At 44.0% G+C, this 17,052-nt stretch carries 17 protein-coding genes; 12 read left to right on the top strand and 5 right to left on the bottom strand.

Annotated features, from left to right (window positions below; genetic code table 11):
* Window positions 1-42: 42 nt before the first annotated feature.
* Window positions 43-1,434, top strand: a complete 1,392-nt coding sequence (locus ACVR1I_RS02240) for a polysaccharide deacetylase family protein (RefSeq protein ID WP_447442421.1) — start codon at window positions 43-45, stop codon at window positions 1,432-1,434.
* A gap of 32 nt (window positions 1,435-1,466) precedes the next feature.
* Here ACVR1I_RS02240 and ACVR1I_RS02245 read toward each other — a convergent pair whose 3' ends face one another.
* Window positions 1,467-2,549, bottom strand: coding sequence for a DEAD/DEAH box helicase (locus ACVR1I_RS02245; RefSeq protein WP_447442422.1), 1,083 nt, complete (start codon window positions 2,547-2,549; stop codon window positions 1,467-1,469).
* Between the two features lie 103 nt (window positions 2,550-2,652).
* Here ACVR1I_RS02245 and udk point away from each other — a divergent pair, with 103 nt between their 5' ends.
* From udk to ACVR1I_RS02290, 9 genes are all read left to right on the top strand, one after another.
* On the top strand, window positions 2,653-3,282 hold the full coding sequence (udk, locus tag ACVR1I_RS02250) for a uridine kinase (RefSeq protein WP_447442423.1): 630 nt from the start codon (window positions 2,653-2,655) through the stop codon (window positions 3,280-3,282).
* Window positions 3,283-3,553: 271 nt separating this feature from the next.
* Entirely contained in the window at window positions 3,554-5,080 is a 1,527-nt protein-coding gene (locus ACVR1I_RS02255; protein WP_447442424.1) for a 2-isopropylmalate synthase, read from the top strand.
* An 11-nt stretch (window positions 5,081-5,091) separates the two neighbouring features.
* Window positions 5,092-6,129, top strand: coding sequence for a 3-isopropylmalate dehydrogenase (leuB, locus tag ACVR1I_RS02260; protein WP_447442425.1), 1,038 nt, complete (start codon window positions 5,092-5,094; stop codon window positions 6,127-6,129).
* Window positions 6,126-6,401, top strand: a complete 276-nt coding sequence (locus ACVR1I_RS02265; RefSeq protein WP_447442426.1) for a DUF1294 domain-containing protein — start codon at window positions 6,126-6,128, stop codon at window positions 6,399-6,401. The genes leuB and ACVR1I_RS02265 overlap by 4 nt, the downstream gene beginning before the upstream one ends.
* Window positions 6,398-7,780: a 3-isopropylmalate dehydratase large subunit gene (gene leuC, locus ACVR1I_RS02270; RefSeq protein ID WP_447442427.1), complete on the top strand. Its 1,383-nt coding sequence runs from the start codon at window positions 6,398-6,400 to the stop codon at window positions 7,778-7,780. The genes ACVR1I_RS02265 and leuC overlap by 4 nt, the downstream gene beginning before the upstream one ends.
* Window positions 7,781-7,790: 10 nt before the next feature.
* On the top strand, window positions 7,791-8,393 hold the full coding sequence (leuD, locus tag ACVR1I_RS02275; protein ID WP_447442428.1) for a 3-isopropylmalate dehydratase small subunit: 603 nt from the start codon (window positions 7,791-7,793) through the stop codon (window positions 8,391-8,393).
* Window positions 8,394-8,457: 64 nt separating this feature from the next.
* Entirely contained in the window at window positions 8,458-8,955 is a 498-nt protein-coding gene (gene msrC / locus ACVR1I_RS02280; protein WP_447442429.1) for a free L-methionine (R)-S-oxide reductase MsrC, read from the top strand.
* Window positions 8,955-10,622: a DNA polymerase III subunit gamma/tau gene (gene dnaX, locus ACVR1I_RS02285; RefSeq protein ID WP_447442430.1), complete on the top strand. Its 1,668-nt coding sequence runs from the start codon at window positions 8,955-8,957 to the stop codon at window positions 10,620-10,622. Before msrC ends, dnaX begins: the two co-directional genes overlap by 1 nt.
* Before the next feature lie 57 nt (window positions 10,623-10,679).
* Window positions 10,680-10,874 (top strand): DUF3272 family protein, encoded by a 195-nt coding sequence (locus tag ACVR1I_RS02290; RefSeq protein ID WP_447442431.1) that lies wholly within the window; start codon window positions 10,680-10,682, stop codon window positions 10,872-10,874.
* Here ACVR1I_RS02290 and birA read toward each other — a convergent pair.
* Window positions 10,855-11,790, bottom strand: a complete 936-nt coding sequence (gene birA / locus ACVR1I_RS02295) for a bifunctional biotin--[acetyl-CoA-carboxylase] ligase/biotin operon repressor BirA (RefSeq protein ID WP_447442432.1) — start codon at window positions 11,788-11,790, stop codon at window positions 10,855-10,857. The genes ACVR1I_RS02290 and birA overlap by 20 nt on opposite strands.
* A gap of 73 nt (window positions 11,791-11,863) precedes the next feature.
* On the opposite strand from birA, the gene ACVR1I_RS02300 reads away from it, so the two are divergent.
* On the top strand, window positions 11,864-12,895 hold the full coding sequence (locus tag ACVR1I_RS02300) for a M42 family metallopeptidase (RefSeq protein WP_447442433.1): 1,032 nt from the start codon (window positions 11,864-11,866) through the stop codon (window positions 12,893-12,895).
* 39 nt (window positions 12,896-12,934) lie between these two features.
* Here the strand turns inward: ACVR1I_RS02300 and ypfJ are convergent, their stop codons facing one another.
* The gene (ypfJ, locus tag ACVR1I_RS02305) at window positions 12,935-13,849 is read right to left on the bottom strand and encodes a KPN_02809 family neutral zinc metallopeptidase (protein ID WP_447442434.1); all 915 of its coding nucleotides are present in this window, start codon (window positions 13,847-13,849) and stop codon (window positions 12,935-12,937) included.
* 167 nt (window positions 13,850-14,016) lie between these two features.
* Between ypfJ and ACVR1I_RS02310 the strand changes: the two genes are divergently transcribed.
* Complete coding sequence (locus tag ACVR1I_RS02310) at window positions 14,017-14,484, top strand: deoxycytidylate deaminase (RefSeq protein ID WP_447442994.1); 468 nt, start codon at window positions 14,017-14,019, stop codon at window positions 14,482-14,484.
* 84 nt (window positions 14,485-14,568) lie between these two features.
* Here ACVR1I_RS02310 and ACVR1I_RS02315 read toward each other — a convergent pair whose 3' ends face one another.
* A complete protein-coding gene (locus ACVR1I_RS02315) occupies window positions 14,569-15,654 on the bottom strand; it encodes a DUF871 domain-containing protein (protein WP_447442435.1) in 1,086 nt (361 codons plus the stop codon).
* Window positions 15,655-15,665: 11 nt separating this feature from the next.
* Window positions 15,666-17,042, bottom strand: a complete 1,377-nt coding sequence (gene gmuD, locus ACVR1I_RS02320; RefSeq protein ID WP_447442436.1) for a 6-phospho-beta-glucosidase GmuD — start codon at window positions 17,040-17,042, stop codon at window positions 15,666-15,668.
* Window positions 17,043-17,052 lie beyond the last annotated feature (10 nt).

A 17,052-nucleotide genomic window follows, 5' to 3' on the forward strand; every position in this document is an offset into this window, starting at 1 on the left:
TGAAATAGATTAGCATAGATGTAACGATATTTAGAAGAGAGAATGACTGTGAAAAAGAATCTGTTGATTATATTGAATCTTGTATTGGTTGCCCTGATTGTGGTAGCCAGCTATTTTTTATTTACAACTTGGCAAGACCGTCGCTTATCTGACTTTTTGGCCACAAAACAAACAGAATTAGCTCCCGATACCTTTTTTGCCCTTCAAGAAGGGAATATTGGAGATACCCATATTGTGGTGCATTTTCCAACAGATGAAAAAGGGGAAAAGATTGCGCTTGTTGAAGAAGCTATTCAAGAAGTTATCAAAGCAGAAGTCGGAACCGCATCTCCAAGTGGCAAGATAAAAGAAGTCTTTTTTATCACAGCTACGGATTCGGAAACTCCATATAGCACAGTACGCCAAACAACCATAAAAAAAGAAGTCTACCAAGTTGACTTACTGTCTATTGACCAAAAGAGTAAGGGGGAGCTTGCTTCTTTCTTACTAACGGAGGAAAATCAGCCTTTTGACTTTCATAGTCTCTTTAAAAACGCCGAGAAAACCAAGGCGATTTTAAGCCAGCAATTAAAGACAGAATTGGAAGCAAAAGCAACGGATCCAGTCCGTTTGGCAGAGATTGAAGCTGCTTTTGGACAAGTGGACGTAGCTACTCTGGCCTTTACCTATGCCAATAGTCAGATTCAGTTTGAACTTACTGAGGAGACATTTGGTCTTGCCAATTTAGCAGTACCTGTTGAGGGACTGTACGATGTTATCAATGGCAAGTATTTATCTGAAACAGATGCCAAGGCTTACGAAGAATACAAGGAGAAAAAAGCCAAGGAGAAAATGATTGCCCTCACATTTGATGACGGTCCAAATCCAGCAACGACTCTCCAAATTCTAGATACCCTGAAAAAATATGATGCCAAAGCGACTTTCTTTATTCTAGGACAAAATGTACCAGGAAATGAAGAAATCTTAAAACGGATGGTGGCAGAAGGTCATGAGTTGGCAAACTATACATGGAGCCATCCAGATTTGACAACGCTGTCGCCAGAGCAAATTCAGCAAGAAGTAAACCAGACTCAAGATGTGATTAAACAGGCTACTGGACAGACGCCTGTCACTAATCGCCCACCATATGGTGCTTTTAACCAAACTGTTATGAACACGATGGGGCTACCGGCCATTCACTGGTCAGTTGATACCTTGGATTGGCAAAGTCGAAATCCACAAGCTATTTTGAACATTGTCCAATCATCGACCTACCCAGGTAGCATTATTTTGATGCACGATATTCACCAACCAACGGCAGACGCCTTGCCGGCAGTGATGGAATTTTTAGTGTCACAAGGTTATACATTTGGAACGATTACAGACCTTTTGGGGGATGAATTGAATCCCCAACATGTTTATTACGATCGTAACCGGAATGAACCTGCCCAATAAGCAAAAAGGATTGAAACAAGGTTTCAATCCTTTTATACTTTATAAAATTCTTGGTTTTTCAAGACAAGTTCGCTGACAGAAGCGTATTTCTTAAGAGTTTTTAAATCATTGGGGTGAGAGATCAGGGTGATGACGACTCCATCTTTGCCCATTCGTCCTGTTCGTCCAGCTCGGTGCGTATAAGCTTCTTTATCGCGAGGCAGGTCCACGTTTAAGACGCATTCCAAGTCTTCAATATCAATCCCACGTGCGACCAGGTCTGTTGCAAGGAGCAAGGCGATTTCTTGATTTTTGAAACGTTCCAGAATCACTTTTCGGAATTTGACATTGACATCAGAAGCAAGGGATACAACGTTTGCATGGTGGAAGGTCAACTTATCTTCTGCAGCTCCCAAGTCAGATAAACTGTTGAAAAAGGAAAGGGCTCTGAAATCAGGGATATTGGAGAATTTTCGCAACAAATCAATCTTATTGCGTTTGTCCACCATCATGTAAAAGTGCTGAATATTGTCCAGCCTTTGTTGGCTTAAATCGATGGTTTGAACATCCGTAGGGATTTTTGCAGCATCAAACTTGTTGGTTGCGCTCATATATACCAGTTGGTGGTCACGTGGCGCATAGTGTAAGATTTTATCCACAAAGTGGTATTGGGAATCACTGAACAATTCATCGAATTCATCCAAGACAATGCTGTTGACATTCATCATCTTGATTTTTTTTAATTTAATGAGTTCAAAGATACGGCCAGGCGTGCCAATAAGGATTTCAGGTCCTTTTTTGAGGCGTTCAATTTGGCGTTTTTGACTGGAACCAGAGAGAAAGAGTTGCGCAGTTAGCTCTAATGGTTCTGCCCAAGTTTTGCAAACGTCAAAAATTTGTCCAGCCAGTTCTGTGTTAGGAGCAAGAATCAGTAGTTGTTGTGCTTTTTTTAGTTGTAAGCGAAGCAGACTTGGCCATAGATAGGCTAGTGTTTTTCCTGTTCCTGTTGGACTAATTGCCAAAAGGGATTGTCCTTCTTGGATAGGATCAAAGGTTTGCGATTGAATAGGAGTTGGTTCTGAAAAATCCAATTCTTGTATCAGTTGTTGCCACTGGGCTGGGAAGTGTTTGTACATGGTGTTTCCTTTGCGTTTTGTTTTGCTAAAACAGTGAAATTATATTTCTTCCATTATACCATGATTCATGTTAAAATAAAAAAAGTAAAAACGAGGAGATGTTATGACGAAGAAACCGATTATTATTGGCGTTACTGGTGGATCAGGTGGTGGTAAAACGAGTGTATCGCGTGCCATCTTAGATAGTTTTCCTGATGCCCGTATTTCCATGATTGAGCATGATTCTTATTATAAGAATCAGTCTCACTTGACTTTTGAAGAGCGGATTTTGACCAATTATGATCACCCTCTAGCCTTTGATACGGATTTGATGATTTACCATTTGTCAGAGCTTGTTGCCGGTCGGGCAGTTGAGATTCCGATTTATGATTACACGCAGCATACGCGCAGTGATAAAACCTACCGTCAAGAGCCTCAAGATGTCTTTATCGTCGAAGGAATATTGGTCCTAGAGGACAAGCGATTGCGGGATTTGATGGATATTAAACTCTTTGTCGATACCGATGACGATATTCGGATTATCCGTCGCATCAAACGGGACATGGAAGAGCGGGGACGGAGCTTGGATAGTATTATCGAGCAATATACGACTGTTGTCAAACCCATGTACCACCAATTTATCGAGCCTACGAAACGCTATGCAGATATTGTGATTCCTGAAGGGGTGTCTAATGTCGTGGCGATCGACTTGATCAATACCAAGGTGGACAGTATCTTACGAGCACGAAGTTAAGAGAAATAGGCGAGAGCCTATTTTTTAGACAAATAATTATCAGACAATTAAAACAATAAAGAAAATTCTTGACAATTATCTAGAAATAGGATAAACTAATACCATTCTATCTCAAGGAGAACAGCCAAATGACCAAGACGGTTCACATCATCTTATTGTTGCGACAGGAGGACTAATGCCCAAGCATTAGTCCTGTTTGGCTTACCAAGCGGGAAAGAAACATCTCGCTGGTTAACGAGGTGTTTTATTTTTTAGGAATGAGGGAGAAGTCATGCGAACAGTTGAATTTTTAGATACCAGTTTACGAGATGGGGAACAAACTCCAGGCATTCATTTTTCGATTAAGGAAAAGATTGCCATCGCCAAACAATTGGAAAAATGGGGAATATCCGCCATTGAAGCAGGTTTTCCTGCGGCAAGTCCAGATTCCTTTGCGGCTGTTCAGGCCATTTCACAGGCTGTTAAGAAACCGGCGGTAACGGGCTTGGCCCGGCTAGTTAAGTCGGACATTGATGCCTGCTATGAGGCCTTGAAAGAGGCTCAATTTCCTCAAATTCATGTTTTTATTGCGACTAGCCCGATTCACCGTGAGTTTAAGTTGAATAAGTCTAAAGAAGAGATTTTGGAGGCCATTCGTGAATATGTTTCTTATGCACGGTCAAAATTTGAGATTGTAGAATTTTCTCCTGAAGATGCGACTCGGACAGAATTGGACTTTCTTTTAGAGGTTGTTCAGACAGCAGTGGATGCAGGGGCGACCTACATCAATATTCCGGATACTGTCGGATTTACAACGCCGCAAGAATACGGACATATTTTTTCCTACTTGATTGAAGGCGTGAAATCTGATCGGGAAATTCGCTTTAGTCCACACTGCCACAATGACTTGGGGATGGCGGTGGCCAATACTCTTGCAGCCATTAAACATGGTGCAGGGCGTGTCGAAGGCACCATCAATGGAATTGGTGAGCGGGCTGGTAATGCAGCCCTTGAGGAAGTAGCGGTTGCCTTGTCGATTCGAGATGAATTTTATGAAGTAGACAGTCCAATTGTCTTAAAGGAAACTGTGAATACTTCGGAATTGGTGTCTCGTTTTTCAGGCTTGTCCATTCCAAAAAACAAGGCCATTGTAGGAGGCAATGCCTTTTCCCACGAATCGGGTATCCACCAAGATGGGGTCTTGAAAAATCCATTAACCTACGAAATCATCACCCCTGAATTGGTGGGTGTGGCTTCTAACTCCCTGCCACTTGGAAAGTTGTCTGGCCGCCATGCCTTTGTTGAAAAATTAAAAGAATTGGAATTGAATTTTGAAGTCAGTGAAGTGGATACCTTGTTTGCAAAATTTAAGGATTTGGCAGATAAGAAGCAGAAAATTACAGATGCGGATATCCGTGCCTTGGTAGCGGGTGTGACCATCGAAAATGTCGAGGGCTTCCATTTTGCAGATTTGAAGTTGGTAACTCATGAAGATGATAGCATTACGGCAACAGTTGCCATGTCCAATCAAGAGGGGGAAAGCATTGATTTAATAGCTGATGGGAAAGGCTCAGTAGAGGCCATTTTCAATGCGATTGATACATTCTTCAAGCAGTCTGTTCGTCTAGACACCTTTAATATAGATGCTGTAACCGAAGGGATTGATGCCCAGGCTGTTGTGAATGTCACCATTGAGAACACGGAGACCGATACGATTTTCAATGCCAGTGGGATTGATTTTGACGTCTTAAAAGCGGCCGCCATTGCCTATATCAATGCCAATATTATGGTCCAAAAAGAAAATGAACGCAAAGTATAAAAGGAGTGAGCATGACGCATAAGATACTTGTTTTAGCAGGAGATGGCATCGGACCTGAAATCATGGAAGCGGGTTTGAGCATCCTGAAGAAAGTTTCGTCAACAATTGGTTTTTCTTATGAGTTGGATAGAAAAGCCTTTGGCGGAGCAGGGATTGATGCTTGTGGTTATCCCTTACCAAGTGAAACGCTAACCGCTGCCAAAGAAGCCGATGCCATCCTTCTGGCCGCCATTGGCGGTCCCCAGTATGACCAAGCTAAGATTCGCCCAGAAGAAGGTTTGCTCGCTTTGCGCAAGGAATTGGGCCTTTATGCCAATATTCGCCCAGTGAAACTTTTTCCTGCTTTGGCTGATCTTTCGCCTTTAAAAGAAGAGCATATCACTGGAGTTGATTTTGTTCTTGTGAGAGAATTGACAGGAGGCATTTACTTCGGAGAGCACCAACTGGCTTCGGACTGGGCAAGAGATATCAATCGTTACGAACGAGAAGAAATCCGTCGCATTATTGAAAAATCCTTTGAATTGGCTCGTCATAGACGAAAAAAAGTGACCAGTATTGACAAACAAAATGTCTTGGCCACTTCAAAACTGTGGCGTCAGGTTGCAGAAGAGGTAGCCTTGGATTTTCCAGATGTTACCTTGGAACATCAATTGGTCGATAGTGCGGCCATGCGACTGATTACTCATCCAAGAGAATTTGATATCTTGGTAACGGAAAATCTATTTGGAGATATCTTGTCCGATGAAGCCAGTGTCTTACCAGGCAGTTTAGGGGTCATGCCATCTGCCTCACACTCCCTAACTGGGGCAAGCCTATACGAACCAATTCATGGGTCTGCTCCAGATATTGCTGGAAAAGGCATTGCCAATCCGATTAGTATGGTTCTATCCATTGCCATGATGCTACGAGAGTCTTTTGCCCAAGAAGATGGGGCTAAGATGATTGAAGAAGCTGTCGAAAAAGCATTGCAAGACGGTATTCGCACTAAAGATTTAGGAGGAGAAGCTTCGACCAGTCAGATGACAGAAGCTATCGCACAATACATATGACAATCGTACAAACTGCCAGTCTACTATGGGTGGCCTATAATGGAATCGTTTTTTTTATCTATGGATTAGACAAGGGGAAGGCCCGCAAAGGCTATTACCGGATTTCAGAGAAAACACTACTACTTCTAACCGTTTTTGGAGGAGTAGGAGCCTTATGTGGTGGCCAATTTTTCCATCATAAAACAAAAAAATGGTATTTTCAAGTAGCTTGGTGGTTGTTTAGTATCCTAAATGTGGTGCTCTTATACTGGATATGGAAGGAGTTTGGATGAGCGGACAATCAATTTTTGACAAAATTTGGCAGCGCCATGTGATTACAGGGACAGAGGGTCAGCCACAATTGCTCTATGTGGACCAACACTATATCCATGAAGTAACCAGTCCCCAAGCGTTTGAAGGCTTGAGAGAAGCCGGCCGAAAAGTAAGAAGACCAGACTTAACCTTCGGGACTTTTGACCACAATGTACCGACGGTTAATATTTATGATATTCGAGATGTGATTTCAAAGGCCCAGATGGACAAATTAGCGGACAATGTTGTTGAATTTGGGATTGACCATGCAGCTCACGGTTCAGAAAACCAAGGAATCGTTCATATGGTGGGACCAGAGACCGGGCGGACCCAGCCGGGCAAGTTGATTGTCTGCGGAGATAGCCACACAGCTACCCATGGGGCTTTTGGGGCGATTGGCTTTGGGATTGGAACTTCAGAAGTGGAACATGTCTTTGCGACCCAGACCATTTGGCAGGTCAAGCCTAAGAAACTCTTAATCCGCTTTGTTGGTCAGCCGCAAAAAGGCGTCTTTGCTAAGGATTATATTTTAGCCTTGATTGCCCAGTATGGTGTAGCTCTTGGTGTCGGTTATGCGGCAGAATTTCGTGGGGAGGCTGTTGATGCCCTTTCCATTGAAGAACGCATGACCATCTGCAACATGTCTATCGAGTTTGGTTCCAAGATTGGCATGATGAATCCGGATCAAAAGACCTTTGACTATTTGGCTAATAAAGCATGTCGCCCCAATGATTTTGAAGCTGCAGTAGCGGATTGGAAAACCTTGGTATCGGATGAGGATGCGGTCTATGACAAGGAAATTGTCTTGGATGTTTCGGACTTGGCGCCCATGGTCACATGGGGAACCAATCCGTCAATGGGCGTTGCTTATGGCCAAGCCTTTCCAGAAATCGATGATATGAACGACGAGCGGGCCTATGGATATATGGGTTTGATGCCAGGACAAACCGCAGCCGATATCGAAATCGGTTATGTCTTTATTGGTTCTTGTACCAATGCCCGTCTCAGTGACTTGCAGTTGGCGGCTCGTTTTGTCGAAGGTAAAAAAATTGCAGAGCAGGTAACAGCGATTGTGGTGCCAGGGTCTCGTCCGGTCAAACGAGCGGCAGAAGAGTTGGGGCTGGACAAGATTTTTCTTGAAGCCGGTTTTGAATGGCGAGATCCGGGTTGCTCCATGTGTTTGGGGATGAATGAGGACAAGGTACCAGATGGTGTTCACTGTGCCTCTACTAGCAATCGGAACTTTGAAGACCGACAAGGATTTGGGGCCAAGACCCATCTTTGTAGCCCAGCTATGGCTGCAGCCGCAGCGGTGCATGGGCGATTTGTAGATGTTCGAGAGCTCATGGATACACTTTAAGGAGGCCCGTATGGAAAAATTTACAGTCTACAAAGGCACGACGGTTCCCTTGATGAATGACAACATTGATACCGATCAGATTTTGCCCAAACAATTTTTAAAACTCATTGACAAAAAAGGTTTTGGCAAGTACTTGATGTACGCATGGCGTTACCAGGATCATCTCTACACTGAAAATCCAGACTTTATTTTTAATCAGCCAGATTACCGCAAGGCAACGATATTGGTCACAGGGGATAATTTTGGAGCGGGTTCCTCTCGTGAGCATGCTGCCTGGGCCTTGGCAGACTATGGATTTAAGGTGGTAATTGCAGGCTCTTTTGGGGATATCCATTACAACAATGAGCTCAATAATGGCATGCTGCCTATCGTTCAGCCAAAAGAGGTTCGGAAAAAGCTAGCTCAGTTGTCACCGGTTGAGGAAATCACCATTGATTTGCCCCGGCAAAAGATTATTTCTTCAGTAGGTACCTTTTCTTTTGAGATTGATAAGGAATGGAAGCACAAGTTGTTGAATGGCTTGGATGACATTGGAATTACCCTGCAATACGAAGAGTTGATTGCTATCTATGAAAAAAATCGTCCAGCTTATTGGCGTGAGGATGAGAAATAAGCAAATAGAAAAGAAAGGCTACTTGCCTTTCTTTTTTTACGAAAAATTGTGCTATAATAAGAACATGTTAAAAGAAGAAAAACAATCTCAATACGAATTGCTCTTGGCACAGTTGGAGGCCCTTTTAGAAGGTGAAACCAATGCCTTGGCCAATCTTTCCAATGCCTCGGCCCTACTAAACCAGACCCTTCCTCGTTCAGTCTTTACAGGTTTCTACCTGTATGATGGAAAAGAGTTGATTTTAGGGCCTTTTCAGGGTGGTGTTTCCTGCGTCCATATCGCTCTTGGAAAAGGCGTTTGTGGCGAGTCGGCAGAGAAACAAGAAACCGTGATTGTAGACGACGTGACCCAGCATGCCAATTATATTTCCTGCGATGCAGCTGCCATGTCTGAAATTGTGGTTCCTATGGTGAAAAATGGTCACTTGTTGGGTGTTCTGGATTTGGATTCATCTCAAAAAGGGGACTATGATGACCTCGATCAGGTCTATCTGGAGAAATTTGTGTCTCTCTTGATTGAAAAAACGGATTGGAATTTTGCCATGTTTGGAGTGAACGACTAATGTATCAAGCCCTTTATCGGAAATACCGTAGCCAAACCTTTGCGGAAATGGTGGGACAAGAAGTGGTGGCAACCACGCTTCGTCAGGCGATTGAGACCAATAAAATTAGCCATGCCTATCTGTTTTCTGGACCGCGTGGAACAGGAAAAACATCAGCAGCTAAGATTTTTGCCAAGGCCATGAACTGCCCCAATCAAGTGAATGGTGAGCCTTGTAATGATTGCGCGATTTGCCAGTCTATCACAGAGGGTAGCCTTGAGGATGTGATTGAAATTGATGCGGCCTCCAACAACGGTGTCGATGAAATTCGTGATATTCGCGACAAATCCACTTATGCACCGAGCTTGGCTAGGTACAAGGTCTACATCATCGATGAGGTCCATATGCTGTCCATGGGGGCCTTTAACGCCCTTTTAAAGACCCTAGAGGAGCCGACAGAACATGTTGTCTTTATTCTAGCGACAACCGAATTGCACAAGATTCCAGCTACGATTTTGTCTCGGGTTCAGCGCTTTGAATTCAAAGCCATCAAAACCGTAGACATTCAGCGTCATTTAGTTGGGATTTTGGACAAAGAAGGCATTGCGTTTGAAGAAGAAGCTCTTTCGATGATTGCCAGACGAGCAGAAGGGGGAATGCGGGATGCTCTCTCGATTCTAGACCAGGCAATTAGCCTCAGTCGCAACCAGCAAATTAGCATCGACATCGCCGAAGAAATCACGGGCTCTATTAGCTTGCGGGCCTTGGATGATTATGTTGCAGCGATTCGCCAATCGGATGGGGCTACCGCACTGCACCAACTGCAGACCATCTTTGACAACGGCAAGAGTATGACCCGGTTTGCGACAGATTTGCTCTATTACCTACGAGATTTGCTTCTAGTACAAACAGGTGGTGAAAATACCCATACCAGTTCTGTATTTGAGGAAAATTTGGCCTTTTCAAAAGACCACCTCTTTGCAATGATTGAAGAAGTCACAACTGGTTTGCAACAAATCAAATCCAGTCCACAACCGAAAATCTATGCGGAAATGATGACGGTAAAATTAGGAGACAGGCCAACTGGTGCTAGCGGACCGATTCCAGCTTATTTAGAAACGGAATTGCAACAACTGCGTCAACAAGTGGCAGAGCTACAAAACCAAGTCAGTCATCTCCAACAACAACCAGTATCGGCACCTGTCACTGCTAAAAAACCACAAGGACAGGCTAAGAAATACCGTGTTGATACTAATAAGGTTCACCTCATTTTGCAGGAAGCCATAGAAAATCCGAGTTTAGCCCGGGAAAACTTGACCCGTCTTCAAAATGCTTGGGGTGAAGTCATTGAAAGTTTAGCGGGTGCAGACAAGGCTCTTCTATCTGGTTCTCAGCCAGTTGCGGCCAATGAGCACCATGCGATTTTGGCCTTTGAATCCAGTTTTAATGCCCAGCAAACCATGAAACGGGATAATCTCAACACCATGTTTGGCAATATATTGAGCCAGGCAGCCGGTTTTTCTCCACAGATTTTAGCCATTGCCCAAGAAGATTGGACACAAATCCGTGCTGAATTTTCAGCTAAGGCGCGTGGACAAAAAGAAGAAATCGTGGAAGAAGTGGAAGAAGATGTGATTCCAGAAGCCTTTCAATTTTTAGTTGAAGATGCAACGATTTTAGAAGATTAAGACACTAAACCTACTTAAAAAACAGCCAAAAGGCTGTTTTTTTGCTATACTATTGCTATGAGATTCTTTGATTTTTTATTACTGGCGACCATGACCTGTCTTGCAACCTTTTGGATGAATGAATCCTTTATGGCAGGCCAGTATTTTTGGGCTTTTTTGTACGGAGCGATCGTAGCCCGCAATCTGCGTTTTGCCTATAAAATTACATTATTTATCCGTATTATGGAAGCAGCTACCAAGAAGAAAGGCTAATTTCGCCACTGAAGAGGACCTTTGTGGTGCCATCTTCTAAGTCAACGACCAAGTGGCCAGCATCTGTAATCTTTTTGGCAATACCCGTATAGGTTTGTTCTTGTCTGACAAAACTCACTTCCTGACCGAGGACCAGTGAGTTTTCTTTGTAAACAGCCATCAATTCTTCATCAGATGTCCCAAAGAAGGTCTGCCAGATGGCTTCAATCAATTCTTGACGGCTGAGACTAGGCTGTGTTTCAAATAGATTCCCTGCTTTTCCTTGGAGGTGTTTTGGAAAAGATTCCAGATGGAAATTGATTCCCACTCCGATAATGACATCTGTGACGGTATGGGCTTCCATAGAAGAAATGGCTTCTGTTAAGACACCTGCAACTTTTTTGCCATTTAAGTAGATGTCGTTGACCCATTTGATTTGGACAGGGATTCCTGTCTTTTCTTGTATGGTCTTCACGATAGCTGCTGCAACCAAGATAGTATAGGGCTTGAAATTAGAAAATGGCACATGGGGTGAGAGACGTAGGCTCATGTAAATTCCACCCTGTTCTGCCGCAAAAAAGGGACGACCGTAGCGGCCTTTTGCTCCTGTCTGGCTAGGTGCTAAATAGAGGGCAGGGCTGGGGTGATTGGTGTCCATACCGACCTTGGCATCTAGTTGGGTAGAGACGCTATCCATATTGTAGTGAACAGGGATGCCGATGGCAGTGCTGATGTCATTTGGGAGCAAGAGATCTCCATCAATGAGTTGATAGCCTGTATGGCGGTTGGAAGTAATGGTCAAGCCTTTCTTTTCAAGGGTTTGAATCGCCTTCCAGATAGAGGTCCGAGACAGGTCCAACCGTCTTGCTAATTCCTCTCCACTAATGGGTTCCGTCTCCTTTAATAGGATATGGTAAATTTTTTCATAGGTTTTCATACAACTATTATAGCAAAATCTGGCCTAAAATATGGTAAAATAGTTTATATTTCATAAGGAGAGAATTGTGACGATGACCACATTAGATTATATTGTAAAACTGACCAATACCCCGTCTCCAACGGGATTTACCAGCCAAATCATGGAGTACATCAAAACGGAAGTCGAGTCTTTTGGCTATGCAGCCCACAAAACACCCAAGGGTGGAGTCTTGGTGTCGGTAAAAGGAGCAGATGATAGTCAGCACCGCATGGTCACTGCCCATTTAGATACGTTGGGGGCGATCGTTCGCGCGATTAAGCCATCTGGTCGTATCAAGATGGATTTGGTTGGTGGCTTTGGCTACCCGTCCATCGAGGGTGAAAACTGCTTGATCCATGTGGCAAAAAATGGCAAAACCTACACTGGCACTATCCTTATGCACCAAACATCTGTCCACGTCTATCGAGACGCTAACACAGCAGAGCGCAATCAAACCAATATGGAAATTCGTTTGGACGAAAAGGTAAATTCAGCTGAGGAAACGCGGACCTTGGGCATTGAAGTCGGAGATTTCATTTCCTTTGATCCCCGCACCGTTGTAACGGATGCTGGCTTTATCAAGAGCCGCCACTTGGACGACAAGGTTTCTGCTGCGATTTTGCTCAACCTCTTAAAAACCTATCAGGAAGAGAAGATTGAACTGCCCTATACAACCCATTTCTATTTTTCTAACAATGAAGAAATTGGCTATGGGGCCAACTCCAGCATTCCTGCAGAGGTGGTTGAATACCTAGCCGTTGATATGGGAGCTATGGGAGACGACCAGCAGACGGATGAATACACGGTGTCCATCTGTGTCAAGGATGGCTCCGGACCTTATCATTATGAATTGCGTCAGCAGTTAGTTGCCTTGGCTGAATCCAACCAGATTCCTTACAAATTAGATATTTACCCTTATTATGGATCAGATGCTTCTGCGGCAATGCGGGCTGGTGCAGATGTTCGTCATGCCCTTCTAGGAGCGGGGATTGAGTCCAGTCATTCATATGAACGGACCCATATCGACTCAGTTGTTGCAACAGAGAAGATGGTCGATGTTTATTTGAAAGCGGAGATGTTATAAACTAAAAAAGAATAGGAAATCCTATTCTTTTTCTCTTCTTTAAATATCTCCTGAGAAGGTGTCGCCATGCTTGAGATCTCCGTATTGGTAGCCACGGTGGAACCATCTTTGGCGTTGTTCCGATGTACCATGTGTAAAGCTTTCTGGAACACTGGTACCATTTGCGGCTTCTTGGAGAGTATCATCACCAACTGCATGGGCAGCATTCATGGCTTCTTCAATATCACCAATTTCTAATAACCCTTGTCCTTCTACATAATGGGCCCAGGCGCCAGCATAGTAGTCTGCTTGGAGCTCCAAGCGGACGTTTAAGGCATTGGCCTCTTTTTTAGAGAGGGTTTGGTGTTTTTTGCGGTAGGCATCCATGGTTCCCAATTCATTTTGGACGTGGTGGCCGACTTCATGAGCAATGACATAGGCCATGGCAAAATCTCCCTTGGCTCCATAGGTATTGGCTAGTTCGTGGTAGAAGGTCAAATCAATGTAGACCTTATTGTCTGCTGAACAGTAGAAGGGACCGGCATGGGCAGAGCCAACCCCACACCCTCCTGTCTGTGTTTTGCCATCATAAATGACCAAGGTTGGTGGATTGTAGGTGAGTCCTTCTTTTTTAAATTCTTGGGTCCAGAATTCCTCTGTTGACTGGAAGACCTTGCTAAGGAAGACAGCTTCTTCATCAGAAACAGTAGAAGGTGTTTGCGAAGTTTGGTGACTGGTTGGATTTGAACTACTCATTCCTAGTAAATCACCAATCCCACTCCCGCCACCGGTAATGAGGGTAATGGCAATGATTGCAATAATAATCAAGCGTCCTTTTCCAGAAGAAAATAGGAGCTGCATGAGGAGTCCAATCAAACCTGAATTACCACCACCAGAGTAGCCGCCGAAAGAGCCGTTGGATTGCCCTCTTCGATCCTCTACACGCTGACTTTGTTTTAAATCGTCAATTTTCATTTGCTTATCTCAACTTTCTATTCTTAGCTTTATTATATAGGAAATAAGGCAAAAAGAAAAGGAATTCGGATAAGGAGAATTCTCAAAATTATTTTGAAAAATGTTTTTGTTTGCTTTGTTTATTGGCTATGAAATAGTATAATAGAAAAAAAGCTGGAGGAATGATGATGACAGAGAATCGTTTGGCATGGGATGAATACTTTGCGGCACAGGCTCTTTTGATTGCCAATCGGGCGACGTGTAAGAGGGCCAAGGTTGGGGCTGTGTTGGTCAAGGACAACAAGGTGATTGCGACTGGCTATAATGGATCGGTCTCAGGAACAGAACACTGCCTGGATCATGAATGTTTGATGGTGGAAGGGCACTGTGTTCGCACGCTACATGCTGAAGTCAATGCCATTTTACAAGGAGCAGAACGTGGTATTCCAAAAGGTTTTACGGCCTACGTAACCCATTTTCCTTGTCTCAATTGTTCCAAGCAGTTATTGCAGGTGGGCTGCAAGCGCGTGGTTTACATCAATGAGTATCGGATAGATGATTATGCCAAATACCTTTATCAGGAAAAGGGCTGTGAACTAAGCCATTTACCAATGGAAAAAGTCAAGCAAGCCATTTTGGATGCTGAGTTTATTTAAACGATTAGGATGGCTATCCACTTAGCTTTATCATAAGAAAAAGAACCCCATCAAAGGCAGGAGTCATCGCCTTTTGATGGGGTTTTATTTGGTGCGAATATGGAAACGAAATGCCTGCCAGGGCTTGAGCAAATCCAGTAATGGTAAGTCATCGTCACAAATGGTCGCAAGCTGATTGGTTTTTTCAGTGATGCGAAAATCCTTTAGGGCAATCTGTAACTCGCCACAATAGCGTGTATAGAGCTGGTTGTCGATGAGAATATGGCCTCGTTTGACCTGCTTGTCTTGCTCGATAGGAGAAATTGTGGCCTGATTGTAACGGGAGCGGTGGTCCGTAGAGCGGACCAAATAGTCGGAGTGGTCACCGCGGTAACGATGTTGTTCAGAGAGGATGGAGCGTTCGACTGCTGAAATGTCTTCTGTCACTTCAATTTCAAAAACGATGTCATCATCTTGTTGGATGGTGGCTAACTCTTCAGGAGAAACGAGCTGATTGGCGATGAGGATATGGTCAATTAAACCAGTCGCCGACAACCACTTGTACTGCGTATTGAGCGGCTGGTTTCGGTGGTGCTCCAGTGTACACAATCCTTCAGATAATGGCCAGGGGCCAGTATCTGCCGTTTTCGCATGAATAAAAGCAGCTGTTTCAATACCATGTTTTTTATAAAGGGCACTCATTTTGAGGAAGTAATCGATTCCTAATCCTGTGAAGGCATGGGGATAAAAATTATGACAGGCCGTTAGGTTGGCTAGATTGGCTCCTTTTTCAATGATAGTTTCCAAGAGTGAGGACTCTGTGCTCATGTTGATCTCAATTTTGATTCCCAAGCTATTTTGCGTCAGCTCAACCAACTCGTCTGCTTCGTAGGATTCGTCTAGTCGGAGACCTTTTAAACCAAAACGGTGAACGGCTTCAATGAGGCTGTCTTGCCAGCCAAGCTGGGCAATTAATTGGGGGCTCATATCCGCAAAAACGTCTAAACCAACTTGTTGGCAGTACTGGACAACCTTGGCATAGTGGTCCAACAGGTCCTTGTCTGACGGATCTAATTGCAAGAGACTGAGAAAGACTTTCTGGCAATGATAGGGCTGGAATTGTTGAATATAGGCCTGTATTGTCTCCAGTGAATAGTGTTCAGGATAGAGGGAAAATCCAAGTTTTGCCATCTTGTTCTCCTTTAAAAACCATTGTTTTGACTTAGTTTTTTAAACCAATGGCCAGATTTTTTGATATGGCGGGATTGGTCTGTTAAGTCCAGTTCCACCAAACCATAGCGGTTTTTGTAACTATTGAGCCAAGACCAGCAATCAATAAAGGTCCACAGCAAATAGCCCTTGCAATTGGCACCTTCTGAGATAGCGCGATGCAAATGCGTCAAGTGGTCTTTGATAAACTCGATGCGGTAATCGTCTTTGATTTGGCCGTCTTCTCGAAAGGCCTCTTCGCCCTCAACGCCCATTCCATTTTCGGTTAAAATCCATTCGATATTGCCATAATTTTCTTTGATATTTTGGGCAATATCATAGATACCGGGTTCGTAGATTTCCCAGCCACGGTGTGGATTCATCTTCCGACCGGGCAGTTCATAATGGTCGTAATAATGGGTTGGGAAAAATGGAGAATCTGGGTGCGGGAGGTGTTTTGGAGCTGCAACGCGAAGGGGTTGGTAGTAGTTGACGCCGAGGTAATCAACGGTATGCTCTTTGATGATTTGCAGGTCTTGTTCTGAATAGAGAGGAAGGAGACCTTGTTCTTTGATCAAGTCGATGAGCTCTGCTGGATACTCCCCTTTGACCGAAGGATCCAGGAAGGAGCGAGCCTGAAAAAGCTCTGCAATAAAAGCGGCTTTGAGGTCAGCTGGGTGTTGACTCCGAGGATAGGCAGGAGTAAGATTGAGGACAATGCCTATCTGACTATCTGGAATCAATTCATGGCAGGCTTTGACAGCTAGGCTGCTGGCCAGTTGGGTATGGTAGGCCACTTGGGTACCTGCCTTTGGGTCAACAGTAGCAGGGTAATGGTACTGGTAAAAATAGCCACATTCTACGGGGACAATCGGTTCATTGAAGGTAATCCAGCGGTCGACCAAGTCTCCAAAAGCTTCGAAACAAATACGAGCATAGCGTTCATAAGCAGCAACTGTTGAGCGGTTAACCCAGCCTCCTTTTTCTTCTAAAGCCATTGGCAAATCAAAGTGATAGAGGTTGACAAGGAGGTGGATTCCTCTGCCTTTTATACCTTGAAAGACCTTACGGTAGAAATCAAGGGCGAGTGGATTGACAGCACCATCACCGTCTGGAATGACTCTGGACCACTGGATGGATGTCCGAAAAGCAGTGTGGCCTGTCTCGACCAGTAAATCCAAATCGTTTTTATAATGTTGGTAAAAAGTAGAGGTCAGTTCTGGCCCGATTTGGCAGTGAAATTTTTCAGGGGACTGGGAAAACCAATAATCCCAAGTGGAATCCCCTTTGCCATCGCCTGGAATGCGTCCCTCTGTTTGAGGTCCTGATGTAGAGCTTCCCCAAAGGAAGCCTGCTGGAAATTGAAACATATGTATCCTT

Source organism: Streptococcus cameli (assembly GCF_053207365.1).